At 51.6% G+C, this 14,932-nt stretch carries 16 protein-coding genes and 1 pseudogene; all 17 read left to right on the forward strand.

Annotation, left to right across the window (positions count from 1 at the left end):
* Positions 1–199 precede the first annotated feature (199 nt).
* Positions 200–1,132 (forward strand): ABC transporter permease, encoded by a 933-nt coding sequence (locus tag ACE99V_RS02390; RefSeq protein ID WP_400489548.1) that lies wholly within the window; start codon positions 200–202, stop codon positions 1,130–1,132.
* Between the two features lie 7 nt (positions 1,133–1,139).
* The gene (locus ACE99V_RS02395; protein ID WP_400489549.1) at positions 1,140–2,054 is read left to right on the forward strand and encodes an ABC transporter permease; all 915 of its coding nucleotides are present in this window, start codon (positions 1,140–1,142) and stop codon (positions 2,052–2,054) included.
* Positions 2,055–2,068: 14 nt separating this feature from the next.
* Positions 2,069–3,064 (forward strand): ABC transporter ATP-binding protein, encoded by a 996-nt coding sequence (locus tag ACE99V_RS02400; protein WP_400489550.1) that lies wholly within the window; start codon positions 2,069–2,071, stop codon positions 3,062–3,064.
* 15 nt (positions 3,065–3,079) lie between these two features.
* Positions 3,080–4,039: an ABC transporter ATP-binding protein gene (locus tag ACE99V_RS02405; protein ID WP_400489551.1), complete on the forward strand. Its 960-nt coding sequence runs from the start codon at positions 3,080–3,082 to the stop codon at positions 4,037–4,039.
* A gap of 289 nt (positions 4,040–4,328) precedes the next feature.
* Entirely contained in the window at positions 4,329–6,413 is a 2,085-nt protein-coding gene (locus tag ACE99V_RS02410; RefSeq protein WP_400489552.1) for a methyl-accepting chemotaxis protein, read from the forward strand.
* A gap of 171 nt (positions 6,414–6,584) precedes the next feature.
* A complete protein-coding gene (locus tag ACE99V_RS02415) occupies positions 6,585–7,694 on the forward strand; it encodes a D-alanyl-D-alanine carboxypeptidase family protein (protein WP_400489672.1) in 1,110 nt (369 codons plus the stop codon).
* 146 nt (positions 7,695–7,840) lie between these two features.
* Positions 7,841–8,191 (forward strand): anti-sigma F factor antagonist, encoded by a 351-nt coding sequence (gene spoIIAA, locus ACE99V_RS02420; RefSeq protein ID WP_400489553.1) that lies wholly within the window; start codon positions 7,841–7,843, stop codon positions 8,189–8,191.
* 1 nt (position 8,192) lies between these two features.
* On the forward strand, positions 8,193–8,636 hold the full coding sequence (gene spoIIAB, locus ACE99V_RS02425) for an anti-sigma F factor (protein ID WP_400489554.1): 444 nt from the start codon (positions 8,193–8,195) through the stop codon (positions 8,634–8,636).
* 11 nt (positions 8,637–8,647) lie between these two features.
* Positions 8,648–9,403: an RNA polymerase sporulation sigma factor SigF gene (gene sigF / locus ACE99V_RS02430; RefSeq protein WP_400489555.1), complete on the forward strand. Its 756-nt coding sequence runs from the start codon at positions 8,648–8,650 to the stop codon at positions 9,401–9,403.
* Between the two features lie 94 nt (positions 9,404–9,497).
* Entirely contained in the window at positions 9,498–10,112 is a 615-nt protein-coding gene (locus ACE99V_RS02435; protein ID WP_400489556.1) for a stage V sporulation protein AA, read from the forward strand.
* A complete protein-coding gene (locus ACE99V_RS02440; protein WP_400489557.1) occupies positions 10,109–10,528 on the forward strand; it encodes a stage V sporulation protein AB in 420 nt (139 codons plus the stop codon). The genes ACE99V_RS02435 and ACE99V_RS02440 overlap by 4 nt, the downstream gene beginning before the upstream one ends.
* 88 nt (positions 10,529–10,616) lie before the next feature.
* On the forward strand, positions 10,617–11,090 hold the full coding sequence (gene spoVAC / locus ACE99V_RS02445; RefSeq protein ID WP_400489558.1) for a stage V sporulation protein AC: 474 nt from the start codon (positions 10,617–10,619) through the stop codon (positions 11,088–11,090).
* Between the two features lie 13 nt (positions 11,091–11,103).
* On the forward strand, positions 11,104–12,117 hold the full coding sequence (gene spoVAD, locus ACE99V_RS02450) for a stage V sporulation protein AD (protein ID WP_400489559.1): 1,014 nt from the start codon (positions 11,104–11,106) through the stop codon (positions 12,115–12,117).
* Positions 12,117–12,467 (forward strand): stage V sporulation protein AE, encoded by a 351-nt coding sequence (spoVAE, locus tag ACE99V_RS02455; protein WP_400489560.1) that lies wholly within the window; start codon positions 12,117–12,119, stop codon positions 12,465–12,467. The genes spoVAD and spoVAE overlap by 1 nt, the downstream gene beginning before the upstream one ends.
* A 20-nt stretch (positions 12,468–12,487) precedes the next feature.
* The gene (gene spoVAEA, locus ACE99V_RS02460) at positions 12,488–13,102 is read left to right on the forward strand and encodes a stage V sporulation protein SpoVABEA (RefSeq protein ID WP_400489561.1); all 615 of its coding nucleotides are present in this window, start codon (positions 12,488–12,490) and stop codon (positions 13,100–13,102) included.
* Positions 13,056–14,525 carry a spore germination protein gene (locus tag ACE99V_RS02465; protein ID WP_400489562.1) on the forward strand — a complete coding sequence of 490 codons (1,470 nt, stop codon included), beginning with the start codon at positions 13,056–13,058 and terminating at the stop codon, positions 14,523–14,525. Before spoVAEA ends, ACE99V_RS02465 begins: the two co-directional genes overlap by 47 nt.
* Positions 14,526–14,671: 146 nt before the next feature.
* Positions 14,672–14,932, forward strand: a pseudogene (locus ACE99V_RS02470) (diaminopimelate decarboxylase); the annotation flags it as partial.

Below are 14,932 nucleotides of genomic sequence, written 5' to 3' on the forward strand. Positions count from 1 at the left end.
ACTTTTGCAGGATATCCAATAGACAAAAAGTGCGGCCAGAAGCCGCACACAAAAGAAAAAGAGAGAGAAAATGCCGCAAGAGATACAAGCTGTCTGGGTTATTTAATTACACTGCCGATTTTTGTACTGTGGTTCCTCATGATCGCAGTGTAAAGGTGGGACGTGAAAGCAACCAATTTTGAACAAGGAGGTAAGAAAATTGATCCGTTATCTTGGTAAGCGCATCTTGTTTATGACCATCTCGCTCTTTTTGATCGTAACGGCAACATTCTTCATCATGAAAGCTGTTCCGGGTGGCCCGTTCACTTCGGAAAAAAATGTTCCTGACGAAATTAAGGCTGCGCTGGAAGCGAAATACGGCTTGGACAAGCCGGTTCACCAGCAGTACATTGATTATCTGAAAGGGGTTATCACGTGGGATCTGGGACCTTCCTTTACGGAGAAATCCTCCACGGTTAACGACATGATCAACCGCGGCTTCCCGGTATCCGCACACCTCGGTTTGCAGGCATTGGCCATCGCCTTGTTCGGCGGTATTACACTTGGAGTAGTGGCTGCTCTGAAGCATAACAAATGGCAGGACTATTCCGCCATGGTGATTGCCGTTCTCGGATTGTCCGTACCTGGATTTATTTTGGCATCATTCTACCAATATTTCTTTGCAATCAAGTGGGGACTCTTCCCGATTGCGAAGTGGGAGTCCTTTGAATATACAGTATTGCCGTCCTTTGCCCTGGCTGCACTGCCGCTTGCGTTTATCGCCCGTCTGACCCGTTCCAACATGCTGGAGGTTCTCAGTCAGGATTACATTAAAACGGCGAAGGCAAAAGGTCTCAGCACGTTCACAACGACCGTGAAGCACGCGATCCGCAATGCGCTGCTCCCGGTTATCACGTATCTGGGTCCGCTTATTGCGAACATCTTGACTGGTGCATTCGTCATTGAGCGCATTTTCGGTATTCCTGGTCTGGGCCGTGAATTTGTACTTTCCATCACGAACCGTGACTATACCGTGATCATGGGTACAACGGTCTTCTACTCCATTTTCTTGGTCGTAATGATCCTGCTCGTGGACGTAGCCTACACACTCATTGACCCGCGGATTAAGTTGGCAGACACAGGAAAGGAGTAATGAAAAGATGCAACTGACAAAAGAACATTTTGAACCGATATCGATGGACCTGCGCCAGGCGGAAGAAATCAAGCGCCCCAGCCTTTCCTTCTGGGCGGACGTATGGCGCCGTCTGAAAAACAATAAAGTCGCCATGGCTTCCATGATTTTCATCCTGGTACTGGTCGCATGTGCGATCTTTATACCGATGATTAGCTCCAATGACTATTTCACGACAGACCTGTCGGGTAAAAACAAAAAGCCGTCTGCCGAACACTGGTTTGGAACAGACGACCTTGGCCGCGACGTTTTTGTGCGCATCTGGTACGGTGCTCGCATCTCGTTGGAAGTAGGCTTTGCCGCAGCCTTCATCGACTTGATCGTCGGTGTAATCTGGGGCGGAATCGCCGGCTTCTACGGCGGTAAAATTGACGAAATCATGATGCGAATTGCGGATATTCTCTTCGCGATTCCGTACCTGCTTGTGGTCATCTTGTTGATGGTTGTCATGGAGCCCGGGGTCGGCACGATTATCGTCGCCTTGACCATAACGGGGTGGATTGGGATGGCGCGGATTGTCCGCGGTCAAATCATGCAGCTGAAAGCGCAGGAGTTCGTGCTTGCGGCTCGCTCCCTTGGTGCGGATAACAGCCGTCTTATCTTCAAACACCTGGTTCCAAACGCATTGGGTCCAATCATCGTTACCCTGAGCTTGACCGTACCGACAGCGATCTTTACCGAGTCCTTCCTGTCCTTCATCGGATTGGGGGTAGCAGCACCGATCGCGTCCTGGGGCACCATGTCGGCCGAAGGTTTGCCGGCAATGAAATACTTCCCATGGCGTCTGATGTTCCCGGCTATCTTCATCTCCATCACCATGTTGGCCTTTAACTTGTTCGGTGACGGTCTGCGTGACGCCGTAGACCCACGCTTGCGGAAATAGGAGGGATCATCATAATGGAACGCATTCTTGAAGTCAAAGATTTACATGTCTCCTTCCACACCTATGCGGGGGAAGTAAAGGCGGTTCGCGGTGTCAACTTCCACGTTAACCGCGGGGAAGCAGTTGCAATCGTAGGAGAGTCCGGCTGCGGCAAGTCTGTTACCGCTCAGTCCCTGATGAAACTGATTCCGATGCCTCCTGGTCAGATTAAAAAAGGGGAAATCCTCTTCAACGGCGAGAACATCGTCACGAAGTCCAATAAAGAAATGGAATCCATTCGCGGGAAAGATATCGGTATGATCTTCCAAGACCCGATGACCTCCCTGAACCCGACCATGACGATCGGCAATCAGATCATGGAAGGTCTGATCAAGCACCAAAACATGAGTAAAGCGGCTGCCCGCGAGCGCGCGATTGAACTCTTGAACATCGTAGGCATTCCGCAACCGGAAAAGCGCGTGACCCAATATCCGCACGAATTCTCCGGCGGTATGCGTCAACGCGCCATGATCGCGATCGCGTTGGCTTGTTCTCCAAAGCTTCTGATCGCCGACGAGCCGACCACGGCGCTCGACGTGACCATTCAGGCGCAAATTCTGGACCTGATGAAAGATCTGCAAAAGAAAATGGGCACTTCCATCATCCTGATTACTCACGATCTCGGAGTTGTAGCTGAGATGTGCGACCGCGTCATTGTGATGTACGCCGGCAAAGTAATTGAAACGGGAACGGTGGATGACATCTTCTACAACCCGCAGCATCCCTACACCAAAGGTCTCCTGCGCTCCGTTCCGCGTCTGGACTTGAACAAAGACGAGCCATTGACCCCGATCTTCGGGACACCGCCTGACCTGCTTCGCCCGCCAGTCGGCTGCGCATTCACCGCACGCTGCGAATCGGCGATGCGTGTCTGCCAGGAGTACGATCCTGAACTGCAAGACATCAGTCGAACTCAACGCGCAGCGTGCTGGCTGCAGCACCCATTGGCGCAAAACCGCGCAGGATCGTAAGGAGGAGTGAACACAGTGGATAAACGTGACACCTTAATTGAAGTTCGCAACCTGAAGAAGTTCTTCAACGTTGGCGATCATACACTGAAAGCGGTAAATGACATTTCCTTTGAGATCAAGCGCGGGGAAACTCTTGGTGTAGTAGGGGAGTCCGGATGTGGAAAATCCACAGCGGGCCGCACGATCCTCCGTCTGTACGAACCAACGGCAGGGGATATCCTGTTTGAAGGTCAAAGCATTACCAAGCTGAACAATCAGGAAATGAAGGCAATGCGCCGCAAGATGCAGATGATTTTCCAAGACCCGTACGCATCTCTCAACCCGCGTATGACTGTGGGTGACATCATCGGCGAGGCTTTGGATATTCACGGTCTGGCATCAGGTCAGAAGCGCAAGGAGCGCATCCAGGAGCTGCTCTCACTGGTAAGCTTGAACCCGGAACACATGAACCGCTTCCCTCACGAGTTCTCAGGCGGTCAGCGTCAGCGAATCGGGATTGCCCGCGCGCTGGCGGTAGAGCCGAAGTTCATCGTCTGCGACGAGCCGATTTCCGCTCTGGACGTATCCGTTCAAGCGCAGGTCGTCAACCTTTTGGAGCAGCTGCAGGAGAAGATGGGTCTGACTTACATGTTCATCGCCCACGACCTGTCCATGGTAAAATACATCTCTGACCGCGTGGCCGTCATGTATTTGGGCAAAATGGTGGAGTTGGCAGACAGCGAGAAACTGTACGAGAAGCCGCTCCATCCGTACACCCAGGCACTCCTGTCCGCCATTCCGATTCCGGATCCGGAAATCGAGCGCAAGCGGGAACGCATCGTTCTGCAGGGGGACGTACCAAGCCCGATGAACCCGCCAAGCGGATGCCATTTCCGTACGCGCTGCCCGAAAGCAATGCCGGAGTGCGCAGCGGCTGAACCGGTTTGGAAGGAAATCGAACCGGGTCACTTTGCGGCTTGCCACTTGTACAACTAAGAGAATCAACGACAGGACTCCCGAACGATCAGGGATTGGGGGTCCTTTCTTAGTACATAGGAATTTATAAAAATGGCCATCTAATACAGCCGCTAGGAAAGCATTCGGGGCCCCGCCCGGCGCAGAGCTAGCTACTGCCGGGTGGGTTATTTTAAATTTTTTTATAGGAATGTTTTGCCTCTTCGAAAATCGGGTAGAGAAACCCAAATACCTTTCGTTTGAGGCATTTTTTCTATGATCTCTTCCTGGTAATTTGTGGAGTGTATACATACAGAAGGGGGCAGTTATCGTGCGAAAGGGTGTTCGTTTTTTACTCAACTGGTCAAAGTATAAACCAAACAAGATTCGTTTGGGCGCGGAGTCCGCTGCCGGATCTTTTCGTACCGTTTCCGGATTATTCAGCGGCTCCATCGCGAAAAAGATGATTGGATTTGGTATTGCACTTGTTCTCGTTATTATCTTGTCCCTCCAATTTATTGCGGTATCCTTTTCCAAAGAAACACTGATCGACATTACGTCCAAACAGGCGAAAATGCTTGCCGAGCAGCATAGTGCCAGCCTGGAGGAATGGATCCAAGGCATTATGAAATCGTCGACGGAGACGGCTTCCAAACGTGTGATGACGACAGAGCTGGAACCCCTGATCATGGAACAGTTCCGCTTGCTTCGTCAGGGACACAAGGAAATCTCAAAAATCTACCTGATCGACAGCTCGTCAGGAAAGTCTCTTTATTCATTGACTGGCCGAAACGAAATAGACTTCAAGCAAAAACAGTATTTCCAAAATGCGATAAACAAAAAAAGCGCCGTCATCTCCGACGAGGAGATTGTTGCGAATGCAGAAAAAAGCTTTTTGTACATAGCCACACCTGTTGGGGATAAAAACGAAGACACCTCTCGTCTGATGGTTGTCGGTTTTTCCATTGATCAATTAACGAAAAAAGTGGAGTCCATTCCGTTTATGCAGCATGGTTATGCGTTTGTTGTGAAACCGGACGGCTTGGTCGTGGCCCATAAGGACCCAGCCAACAACAACAAGCTGAAACTGGCGGAAAAGGGCGAATACAAAGAGATGCTCAAGCTCATGACGGAGCAGCAAAGCAACAGCTTGCTTTACGAAGAAAACGGAACCGATTCATTTGCAGCATTCGCCCCGATTCCATCCTTGAAATGGAATGTCGTGCTTTCCACTTCGATTGCGGAAGTGTACGGAGAAGTAAACAGCATGGGCTGGTACTTTGCTCTTTTCAGTCTGCCGATTATCGGGATTGCCGTGGCGCTGATCTGGTGGTTTGCGAAGCGGATCCGGAATTCGCTGTTTTCGATTGCGCAGGACATGGAGCGAATTGGCGGCGGCAACTTCAATGTAGAAGTGAAGGTTCAGGGTAACGATGAATTGAGTCTGGTGGCCCGGAAGATGAACGAGATGGCTGCTGCGTTGCGCAGCCTGATCAGCTTGGTTCAGGGACAAGCGACCCAGTTGAATCAGGCGGCGGACGAGCTAACCCTGTTTGCCCAGGAAAACAAGGGTGCCATCCACCTGATTACGGAGAACATCTCCGCCATTTCCGAAAAAGTTTCCCTGCAGACACGGGAGGTTTTGTCAGCGGCATCGACGGTATCAGAAATCTCCCAAGGTGTGGAGCAGGTAGCGATCGCCGCCGAGTCTACGTCGATGGCGACTTCCCGTACGTTCGAACGCGCACAGGATGGCATGGGTCTTGTAAAAGAGGGGATCCAGACGGTACGACAGGCTACCGGCGAAGTCGAACAAACCGCATTGCAAATGCACAGCCTGCGTGATCGGGCGAGAGAAATTACAAGCATTGTGGAAATGATCAGAAGCATTGCATCCCAGACGAACCTCCTTGCGCTAAACGCTGCGATCGAGGCGGCGCGGGCGGGTGAAGCTGGTCGCGGCTTCTCGGTCGTAGCCAGTGAAGTTCGCAAACTGGCGGAGGAGAGCAGCATCTTTTCGGAAAAAATCGCCGGCATCGCTCACTCCATCAATGACGAAGCCATGGAGATGAGCAAGCATATGGACGAAATCGTTTCCATGGTGGGGATCGGTTTGAAATCGGTCGAATCCGTAGGCGTTGCCTTCGAACACATTGTGGCGGACATCCAGTCAGCAGCGGAGCAGAGCGAGTCCATGACTGCCACATCGGAGGAAATGGCAGCCGGCAATCAAGTCGTGACGTCTTCGATGCAGCGTCTTTCCGCAACATCGGACGAGATCAACGCCTCCATCGGCGGCGTAGTGCAAACCATCGACGAACAGCTTCATTCCATCGCGCGCATCAGTGAGAATGTAGAGAATTTGAAAAAGCTGGCCGACGACTTGACGGAGAACGTGGGACGCTTTGTCATCTAGAAAGAAAAACTCCCTTCTGTTTTTTGCAGGAGGGAGTTTTATTGTGAATATTTTCCTTTCCGGTTGGTGAGAATAAAACCATGAAATGGAGGGAAGAGAATGCGTTTGAATAGGACCTTTTGTTTTTGCCTGAGCGTGATCACTTGCTTTGCCTTCTTTTCCTCGTCGGTGATGGCAGCGTCCGAGAACCAAAACCAGGCAGACATCGCGCCGCACGCGAAATCGTCGATTCTGGTTGAGGCGGACACTGGTTCCGTCCTGTACGAAAAAAATGCGAACGAAAAACTTCCGCCCGCCAGTATTACCAAAGTCATGACACTGCTTCTCATCATGGAAGCGATTGAACGCGGCGAGCTAAAGCTAACCGATAAAGTACGCACGAGCGAGCGGGCTGCATCCATGGGCGGTACCCAGATCTTTTTGCAGCCGGGCGAAGAGATGACGGTGGAAGATATGGTCAAGGGCATCGCTATTGCCTCCGGTAATGATGCGTCGGTCGCCATGGCGGAGCATCTGGGAGGCACGGAGGAAGCATTTGTAGCGCGGATGAACGAACGAGCCAAGCAGCTCGGCATGAAACATACGCACTTCGTCAATTCGAACGGCTTGCCTGCTCCCAATCATTATTCGTCGGCCCTGGATATTGCCATCATGTCTCGTGAATTGCTGAAGCACGATATTGTCACCAAGTATACCGGCAGTTATCAAGACTATCTGAGGAAAGATACCTCCAATCCATTCTGGCTCGTCAATACCAACAAACTTGTCCGGTTTTACGAAGGCGTGGACGGATTAAAAACCGGATACACTTCTGAAGCCAAATACTGTTTGACTGCAACAGCCAAGCGGAACAACATGCGGGTGATTGCCGTGGTAATGGGCGAACCCGATACGAAGACGCGGAACAACGAGGTATCCACCCTGTTCAACTACGCGTTCAACCATTATCAAGTCTTGCCTCTCTACAAAAAAGGCGAAGTGGTTCAGCAACTGACAGTGGATAAGGGCAAACTGCCTCAGGTAAACGTCGTTACCCCCCACGCAGTCAGTTTACTGATGAAAAAAGGGGAATCGGCGGAACTGTACAACCGTGAAGTGGTCCTCAATCGCACCGCCAACGCTCCTCTTGGCAAAAATGATGTTGTCGGGCACATCTTCATTCGGACCAAGGAAGGAAAAGAAGTGAACCGAATTGACTTGTACCCGGATCAAACGATTGAAAAAGCAGGCATGTGGGAGATTCTCAAGCGAACCACCAAAAACGTGTTGATTTGTTACTAACCGACCCCAAGATCGCGAAAAGAATCGAGTTGCCTCGAATATTTGTGTGGCTGCTCGATTTTTTTGTTCTTTTGTCGGCTGGCAGGAATTGGTACATACAGGGAAGAAAAAGAGAAAGGATATCGGGATGAAGGAGTGTGTCAGCTATGAGTCTTCGCATCACCATGGAAACCAAGCAGGATGTACTGGTTGTGCGCCTGCAGGGAGAGTTGGATCATCACACAGCGGAAGAACTGCGTACCAAGGTAGATGAGGTTTTACGCAATCCACAGATTCGTCATATCGTACTGAGTCTGACTGACCTTGCGTTCATGGACAGTTCGGGCATCGGCGTGATTCTGGGCCGCTACAAGCAAGTGGCCTCCCGTTCAGGAGAAATGGTCGTCTGCTCCATTAACCCGACGATCTACCGGATTTTTGAAATGTCCGGCCTGTTCAAGGTCATCAAGTTTCGTGAGAACGAAGCGGAAGCGCTGAACGTATTGGGGGTGGCGTAAGATGACTCGCAATTTCATGAAAGTGGAATTCGCTGCTCTCAGTCAAAACGAGTCGTTTGCTCGTGTAGCCGTCGCGTCGTTTATCTCGCAGGTGGATGTCACCATGGAAGAGATGGAAGAGATCAAGACAGTGGTTTCTGAAGCGGTTACCAACGCGATTATCCACGGGTACGATGAAGACCCGAACGGCGTGGTCCGCATCTCTGTCGTGATTGATGACGGCGTGGTTGAATTGCTCATCGAGGATGAGGGAAAAGGCATTGAAGACGTCGAGCAGGCCATGCAACCGTTGTATACCAGCAAACCGGAGTTGGAGCGTTCAGGGATGGGATTCACCATTATGGAAAATTTCATGGATTCGCTTGAGGTGGCGACAGCCGTTGGCAAAGGGACGAAAATCCGCCTGACCAAACGCCTTTCACTTTCCAAAGCCATGCAGAATTAGGGGTAGTGCCTATGGGAGCCGATATCAAAAACGCAAGTCAACCATTTCTGACCAATGATCAAGTGAAGGAATTGATTGCGAAAAGCCAGAATGGTGACGCCGCAGCCCGCGAACTTCTTGTCAACAGCAACATTCGCCTCGTCTGGTCGGTCGTTCAGCGTTTTATTAACCGCGGGTACGAAGCAGACGACCTGTTTCAAATCGGCTGTATCGGTTTGTTGAAGGCGGTTGACAAGTTTGACCTGACTTACGATGTGAAGTTCTCCACCTATGCCGTCCCGATGATCATCGGAGAAATCCAGCGGTTTCTTCGTGATGATGGAACGGTGAAAGTAAGCCGATCTCTGAAAGAAACAGCAAACAAGGTGCGCCGTGCAAAGGATGAGCTCTACAAGCGTTACGGCCGGTCCCCGACGATCGCGGAGGTGGCGGAGGCTGTAGGCATCACGCCGGAAGAAGTGGTATTTGCGCAGGAAGCGAGCCGGGCTCCGTCGTCCATTCACGAGACCGTGTTTGAAAACGACGGTGATCCGATTACGCTGATTGATCAGATCGCGGATGATGGCGTCAACAAATGGTTTGAAAAAATAGCGTTGAAAGACGCCATCAGCCGGTTGACTGAGCGGGAGCAGCTAATCGTGTACCTGCGCTATTACAAGGATCAGACACAATCGGAAGTAGCGGAGCGGCTGGGGATCTCGCAAGTACAGGTATCCCGGTTGGAAAAACGCATCCTGCAAACGATCAAGGACCAGATCGAGCATTAGCTCTGTCTGGTTTTTTGTTTAGGTCGCATTCTCGCTTTGACAGCCGTGCATACTACCTGATAACCGACCGTGCAAAGAAGGGGGGAAAGTCTGGATGAATGAACCGATATTCCTTCGTTTGCGCAAACGTTTGTCTGTCAAGCCCAGTGCCGTCATTACACTGGGGGACGTCTGCCAGCTCTACTGGGACGGAGTCCGCGAAGACGAACTGAACCGTATGCCGATCTATCAGATAAAACCCGAAGACGGCCATTTCATTGTCATAGACATCATGCAGGTTATTCGCAAATTGCGGACGCTTTATCCAGAAGTGCCTCTGGAGGTGCAGGGCGCGCCACAGGTGATCGTGGAAGTGATGAATCCGCGAAAAAAGGCCAACCCGGTCCTGGTAACGCTGGTCTGGCTCATCCTGTTTATCGGAAGCGGTCTTGCGATCATGAACTTTCATACCGATGTAAGCATGCAGCAGGTTCATCAACGAATCTATTACCTGATAACCGGTAAAAACAGTCAGCAGCCGCTTTGGCTGCAGATTCCCTATTCCCTTGGCATCGGCATGGGGATGATCTTGTTTTTCAATCACCTCTTTCGCAAACGGATAACGGAAGAGCCCAGTCCCCTGGAAGTAGAGCTGTTTTTGTATCAGCAAAACCTGGATCAGTACTACGTTCAAAACGAAAACAAAGAGAATCAGCGGACCAAGACATGACGCTTTTGCAATATGGACTGCTGGTTCTGATCGGACTGGGCGGGGGGCTGGCTGTTGGCAGCGGATTTGTGGCGTTTATTACCGTTCTCGACATCATTCCAAGACTGACGCAGTTGACCAATGCCCGTCGATACGTGAGAGGGTTTGAATGGGCGTTGGTTAGCGGAGTCCTGTTTTTTACGGAAATAGACTTTTATTCCTTCCCGTTTCACCTTCATCCTGTCGCCGCCTCGTTCTTGGGGCTGGTGGCAGGGGTTTTTGTCGGAACGTTGGCTGCCGGGATGACGGAAGTCCTTAACGTCTTTCCCATTTTGGCTAAACGGCTCAATATGGACGGTCGTCTGATTCTGCTCTTGATGGCGATGGTCTTCGGAAAGATCCTTGGTTCCCTGCTTCAAAGCCTTCTCCGCTTATAGCTGGGAAATATCGCTATTCATAGAACCATTTTGAAACAGGAAAGATATCCGTACAGTGAAATGTGTCAGAAAGAGAGGAATGTGCAGGATGGCTACCAAGACCAAGTCCGGTAACATGCAGATGACAAAACAGCTGTATCAGCAACACGCTGCCAAATTTGAGCCGAAGCGGAACGTCCTGTTAAATTCGATTCGGGCATTTTGGGTAGGAGGCACGATATGCTTTTTGGGCCAGATCATTCAAAACTTCTATATTACATTCTTTGACTTTACGGAAAAGACTGCAGGAAATCCAACCGTCGCAACCTTGATTTTTATCTCTGTCCTGCTGACCGGGCTTGGGATCTATGACAATATCGGCCAGTATGCCGGTGCAGGTTCGGCTGTGCCGGTCACCGGTTTTGCCAACTCTATTGCCTCAGCGGCCATCGAGCATAGAAGTGAAGGCTTTGTTCTCGGAGTAGGGGGGAACATGTTCAAACTGGCGGGATCCGTTATCGTGTTCGGCGTGGTTGCCGCATTCATCGCCGGGATCGTGAAAACCCTGTTCAATCTGATTTGAGGAGGATGCCACCGTGGGGAGCAGAGTAAGTCGGCAGACCTGGAACTTTACGGAGGACGTACGCATTCAAGCCTCTGCGACGGTAGTGGGTCCGATGGAGGGAGAAGGGCCGCTTGGGGCCTTCTTTGACAAGGTGCATGACGACTTGTACGCCGGTCAGGATTCTTGGGAACTGGCTGAAAGGCAGCTCATGGAAGATGCCGTACGCATGGCTCTTGCCAAGGCGAGCCTCGCGGAGCAGGAAATCGACGTCCTTCTTGCTGGGGACCTGCTGAACCAAAACATCACCGCCAACTTTACGGCAGAAATGCTGACGATCCCGTTGATGGGCATGTTCGGGGCCTGCTCGGCATCGATGCTTACCCTCGCGAATGCAGCGGCTCTGGTCAATGCAGGCTATGCCCGGCGCGCTGTGGCGGCATGCAGCAGTCATAACGCAACGGCCGAACGGCAATACCGCTATCCAACCGAATACGGCGGACAAAAACCGCCCAGTGCCCAGTGGACTGTGACGGGAGCGGGGGCAGCTGTCGTTGGTCTCGGGGGAAACGGCCCGCGTATCACCTATGCCACCATCGGCAAAGTCATCGACATGGGAATCAAAGATCCGTTTAACATGGGAGCGGCCATGGCGCCCGCGGCTGTATCTACCTTGAAGACGCATTTTGAAGATCTGCATCGCACACCGCAGGATTACGATCTGATTGTGACGGGGGATTTGGCGGCTGTTGGATATGCGATTACCAAAGACCTGATGAAGACGGAAGGGTACGACATGGACAAGGTGTACAACGACTGCGGGCTAATGATCTATTCGCCTGACCAGGAAGTATTTTCTGGTGCAAGCGGATGCGCCTGCAGCGCCGCTGTGACGTACAGCTACATCATTAATCAGTTGAATAAGGGACTGATGAAAAAGGTGCTGGTCTGTGCCACTGGCGCGTTGCTCAGCCCGGTCAGTTACCAGCAAGGGAATTCCATTCCTTGCATTGCCCACGCTGTCGCGTTGGAAGGGGGACAAATGTAATGGAGTACGTGATTGCCTTTGTGGTCGGAGGTCTGATTTGCGTCTTCGGTCAATTGCTGATGGACGTAGGGAAGCTGACCCCCGCTCACGTGATGAGTACGTTGGTGGTTTCCGGAGTGGTCCTTGATTTTATCGGGGTCTACGACAAGTTCATTGAGTTCGCCGGGGCCGGTGCCACGGTACCAATTACCAGTTTTGGTCATTCCTTGTATCACGGGGCCATTGCCGAAGCGGAGAAACACGGCATCATCGGCGTTGTGACAGGTATTTTTGAAGTACCCAGCGCAGGGATATCCGCAGCGATTGCCTTCGGCTTTTTGGCTTCACTCGTCTTTAAGCCAAAAGGGTAATGAAGTGCGGGGGGAGCGGGATGGAGAACCAGCGGCGAAAAGTGATCCTGATCACGGACGGAGATTATGTAGCGCAGAAAGCAGTGGAAGCAGTCGCGAAGGAAGTTGGCGGTCGCTGCATCTCCCTTTCTGCCGGAAACCCTACGCCGCTCTCCGGCAGCCAAATGGTGCAGCTGATAAAAATGGCGGCTAACGATCCGGTTCTGGTGATGTTTGACGACAACGGCAATTACGGCAGAGGGCAGGGAGAGCAGGCCATCGAATACGTGGTCAAACATCCGGACATCGAGGTGTTGGGGGCCATTGCCGTTGCCTCCAACACAAAGTGGGTGCATGGAACGTCTGTCAGGTATTCCGTAGACAACCAGGGGCGTATCGTAGAGGAAGCGGTCGACAAGGATGGTTACTCCCATAAGGATTTGGACAATCATATTTACGGCGACACCGTGGATATCTTGAACTCGCTGCAGGTAGCCAATGTGATCGGCATCGGTGATATCGGGAAAATGGAAGGGAAGGACCATGTTCGCTACGGCTGTCCGATTACCCTGAGAGCAGTGAAGTGGATACTGGAAAGGAGTGAGTCTCATGGCCACAGATACCAGGAAACATCGGCCCATCTCAGAAGAGGTTGAGGTAAACAAGGAGTACCTGAACGACAAGCTGGGGGTTGGCAAAACATTCGACGTCGGGATGCATGAGCTTGCCATCGGCGGTACCAGACTGCTGCTGTACTACATAAACGGCTTTGCCGACAGCAACATTGTTACACAAATCTTGCGCGACTTGAATGATCTGAAGGAACGGGACATGCTGTCCGACGTTTTTGAGCATCTGTTCCACAAATACATCCCGTACTTTCAGTTGGCCAAAGTAAAAACCACGGATGAATTTATCGACAAGCTGCTGGTAGGCCAAATTGGGCTTATTATCGACGGAGAGACGCAGGGCATCATCATCGATGCGAAAATGTTCCCAGGCCGACAACCGAAGGAACCGGATACGGAAAGAGTTGTGCGCGGAGCCCACGACGGCTTTACCGAGACCTTGGTCATCAATACGGCACTGACGCGTCGACGCATTCGCGACGAGAGATTGCGGTTCGAGGTCATGCAGGTTGGCGAACGTTCCAAAACGGATGTGGCGATCGCTTACCTCCACGACGTGGCCAACCCTGAATTGGTGCGAAAACTGAAGAAAAAGCTGCAGGACATTCAGGTGGACGGAATACCAATGGCCGAAAAATCAGTGGAAGAATTTATTATCGGCAAGACGTTCAACCCGTTTCCGCTGGTCCGTTACACGGAACGGCCGGACGTGGCCGCCATCCATCTCCTGGAAGGGCATGTTCTTATCTACGTGGACACATCACCCAGTGTGATGATTACTCCCGCTACTTATTTCCACCATGTGCAGCATGCGGAAGAATACCGGCAGACCCCTGTGGTCGGCGTGTACCTGCGATGGGTGAGGTTTTTCGGCATCTTTGCCTCGATTTTTTTACTGCCTCTCTGGATACTTTTGGCGATGCACCCCTCATTAATCCCGGAACCCCTCGATTTTATCGGGATTAAAGAGAAAGGGAGCATACCGCTATTGGGTCAATTTTTACTCGCGGAGCTGGGGTTGGATCTCATGCGGATGGCCGCCATCCATACCCCGCAGCCTCTGACGGTTGCGATGGGTCTCTTGGCGGCCATATTGGTGGGGGAAGTGGCCATTAAAGTAGGATTGTTCGCCCCGGAAGTCATTTTGTATCTGGCAGTTGCCGCGGTAGGGATGTTCGCCACCCCCAGCTACGAACTTGGCAACGCGAACCGGCTGGTTCGCTATTTTCTTCTGATCATGGCAGGAATTTTCGGCGTCACCGGTTTTATGCTGGGGATCACGGTCGTCCTGGTTGGATTGGCCATCACTCGTTCATTGGGAACGCCCTATTTGTGGCCGTTTATCCCGTTCAACTACAAGGCGATGAAAGACGTCTTTATCCGTATGGCAGTCCCCATGAAAAACAAGCGCCCAAGCATTGTCAAACCGCAGAATCCCTACCGGCAATAACCCATTGTCAAAACCGCTTTATTATAGTAAATTGAAGAAGAATGAAGCAAAGAAAAAAAGGCGTTTTGGCAACTGACTTACCGGTCAGTTGCCTTTCTATATACCATATATCAGATGCGATTGGAGACTGGGGAGGAAATAGTGAGATGTTTTTACATGGGACGAGTAGGGTGAACGAGCTGGGACATCTGGAGATCGGCGGCTGTGATGTAACCAGGCTGGCTGCCCAGTACGGCACACCGTTGTACGTATATGATGAAGAGCAGATCCGCCGCAAATGCCGCGCGTTTATGCAGGCGTTTCGCGATTCCGGTTTTGCGTTTCAGGTAGCGTACGCGAGCAAGGCGTTTTGTACCATGGCAATGTGCAAGCTGGTGGAAGAAGAGGGGCTGTCACTTGACGTGGTC

This window comes from Brevibacillus soli (assembly GCF_044759095.2).
In the GTDB taxonomy this organism is placed as follows: Bacteria; Bacillota; Bacilli; order Brevibacillales; family Brevibacillaceae; genus JBIYSM02.

Excerpts from the sequence above, each read along its gene's own strand:
- ACE99V_RS02395 (WP_400489549.1), top strand. The coding sequence starts at position 1,140 with ATGCAACTGACAAAAGAACATTTTGAACCGATATCGATGGACCTGCGC.
- ACE99V_RS02400 (WP_400489550.1), top strand. The coding sequence starts at position 2,069 with ATGGAACGCATTCTTGAAGTCAAAGATTTACATGTCTCCTTCCACACC.
- ACE99V_RS02415 (WP_400489672.1), top strand. The coding sequence starts at position 6,585 with ATGGCAGCGTCCGAGAACCAAAACCAGGCAGACATCGCGCCGCACGCG.
- spoIIAA (WP_400489553.1), top strand. The coding sequence starts at position 7,841 with ATGAGTCTTCGCATCACCATGGAAACCAAGCAGGATGTACTGGTTGTG.
- spoIIAB (WP_400489554.1), top strand. The coding sequence starts at position 8,193 with ATGACTCGCAATTTCATGAAAGTGGAATTCGCTGCTCTCAGTCAAAAC.
- sigF (WP_400489555.1), top strand. The coding sequence starts at position 8,648 with ATGGGAGCCGATATCAAAAACGCAAGTCAACCATTTCTGACCAATGAT.
- ACE99V_RS02435 (WP_400489556.1), top strand. The coding sequence starts at position 9,498 with ATGAATGAACCGATATTCCTTCGTTTGCGCAAACGTTTGTCTGTCAAG.
- ACE99V_RS02440 (WP_400489557.1), top strand. The coding sequence starts at position 10,109 with ATGACGCTTTTGCAATATGGACTGCTGGTTCTGATCGGACTGGGCGGG.
- spoVAC (WP_400489558.1), top strand. The coding sequence starts at position 10,617 with ATGGCTACCAAGACCAAGTCCGGTAACATGCAGATGACAAAACAGCTG.
- spoVAE (WP_400489560.1), top strand. The coding sequence starts at position 12,117 with ATGGAGTACGTGATTGCCTTTGTGGTCGGAGGTCTGATTTGCGTCTTC.
- spoVAEA (WP_400489561.1), top strand. The coding sequence starts at position 12,488 with ATGGAGAACCAGCGGCGAAAAGTGATCCTGATCACGGACGGAGATTAT.
- ACE99V_RS02465 (WP_400489562.1), top strand. The coding sequence starts at position 13,056 with ATGGCCACAGATACCAGGAAACATCGGCCCATCTCAGAAGAGGTTGAG.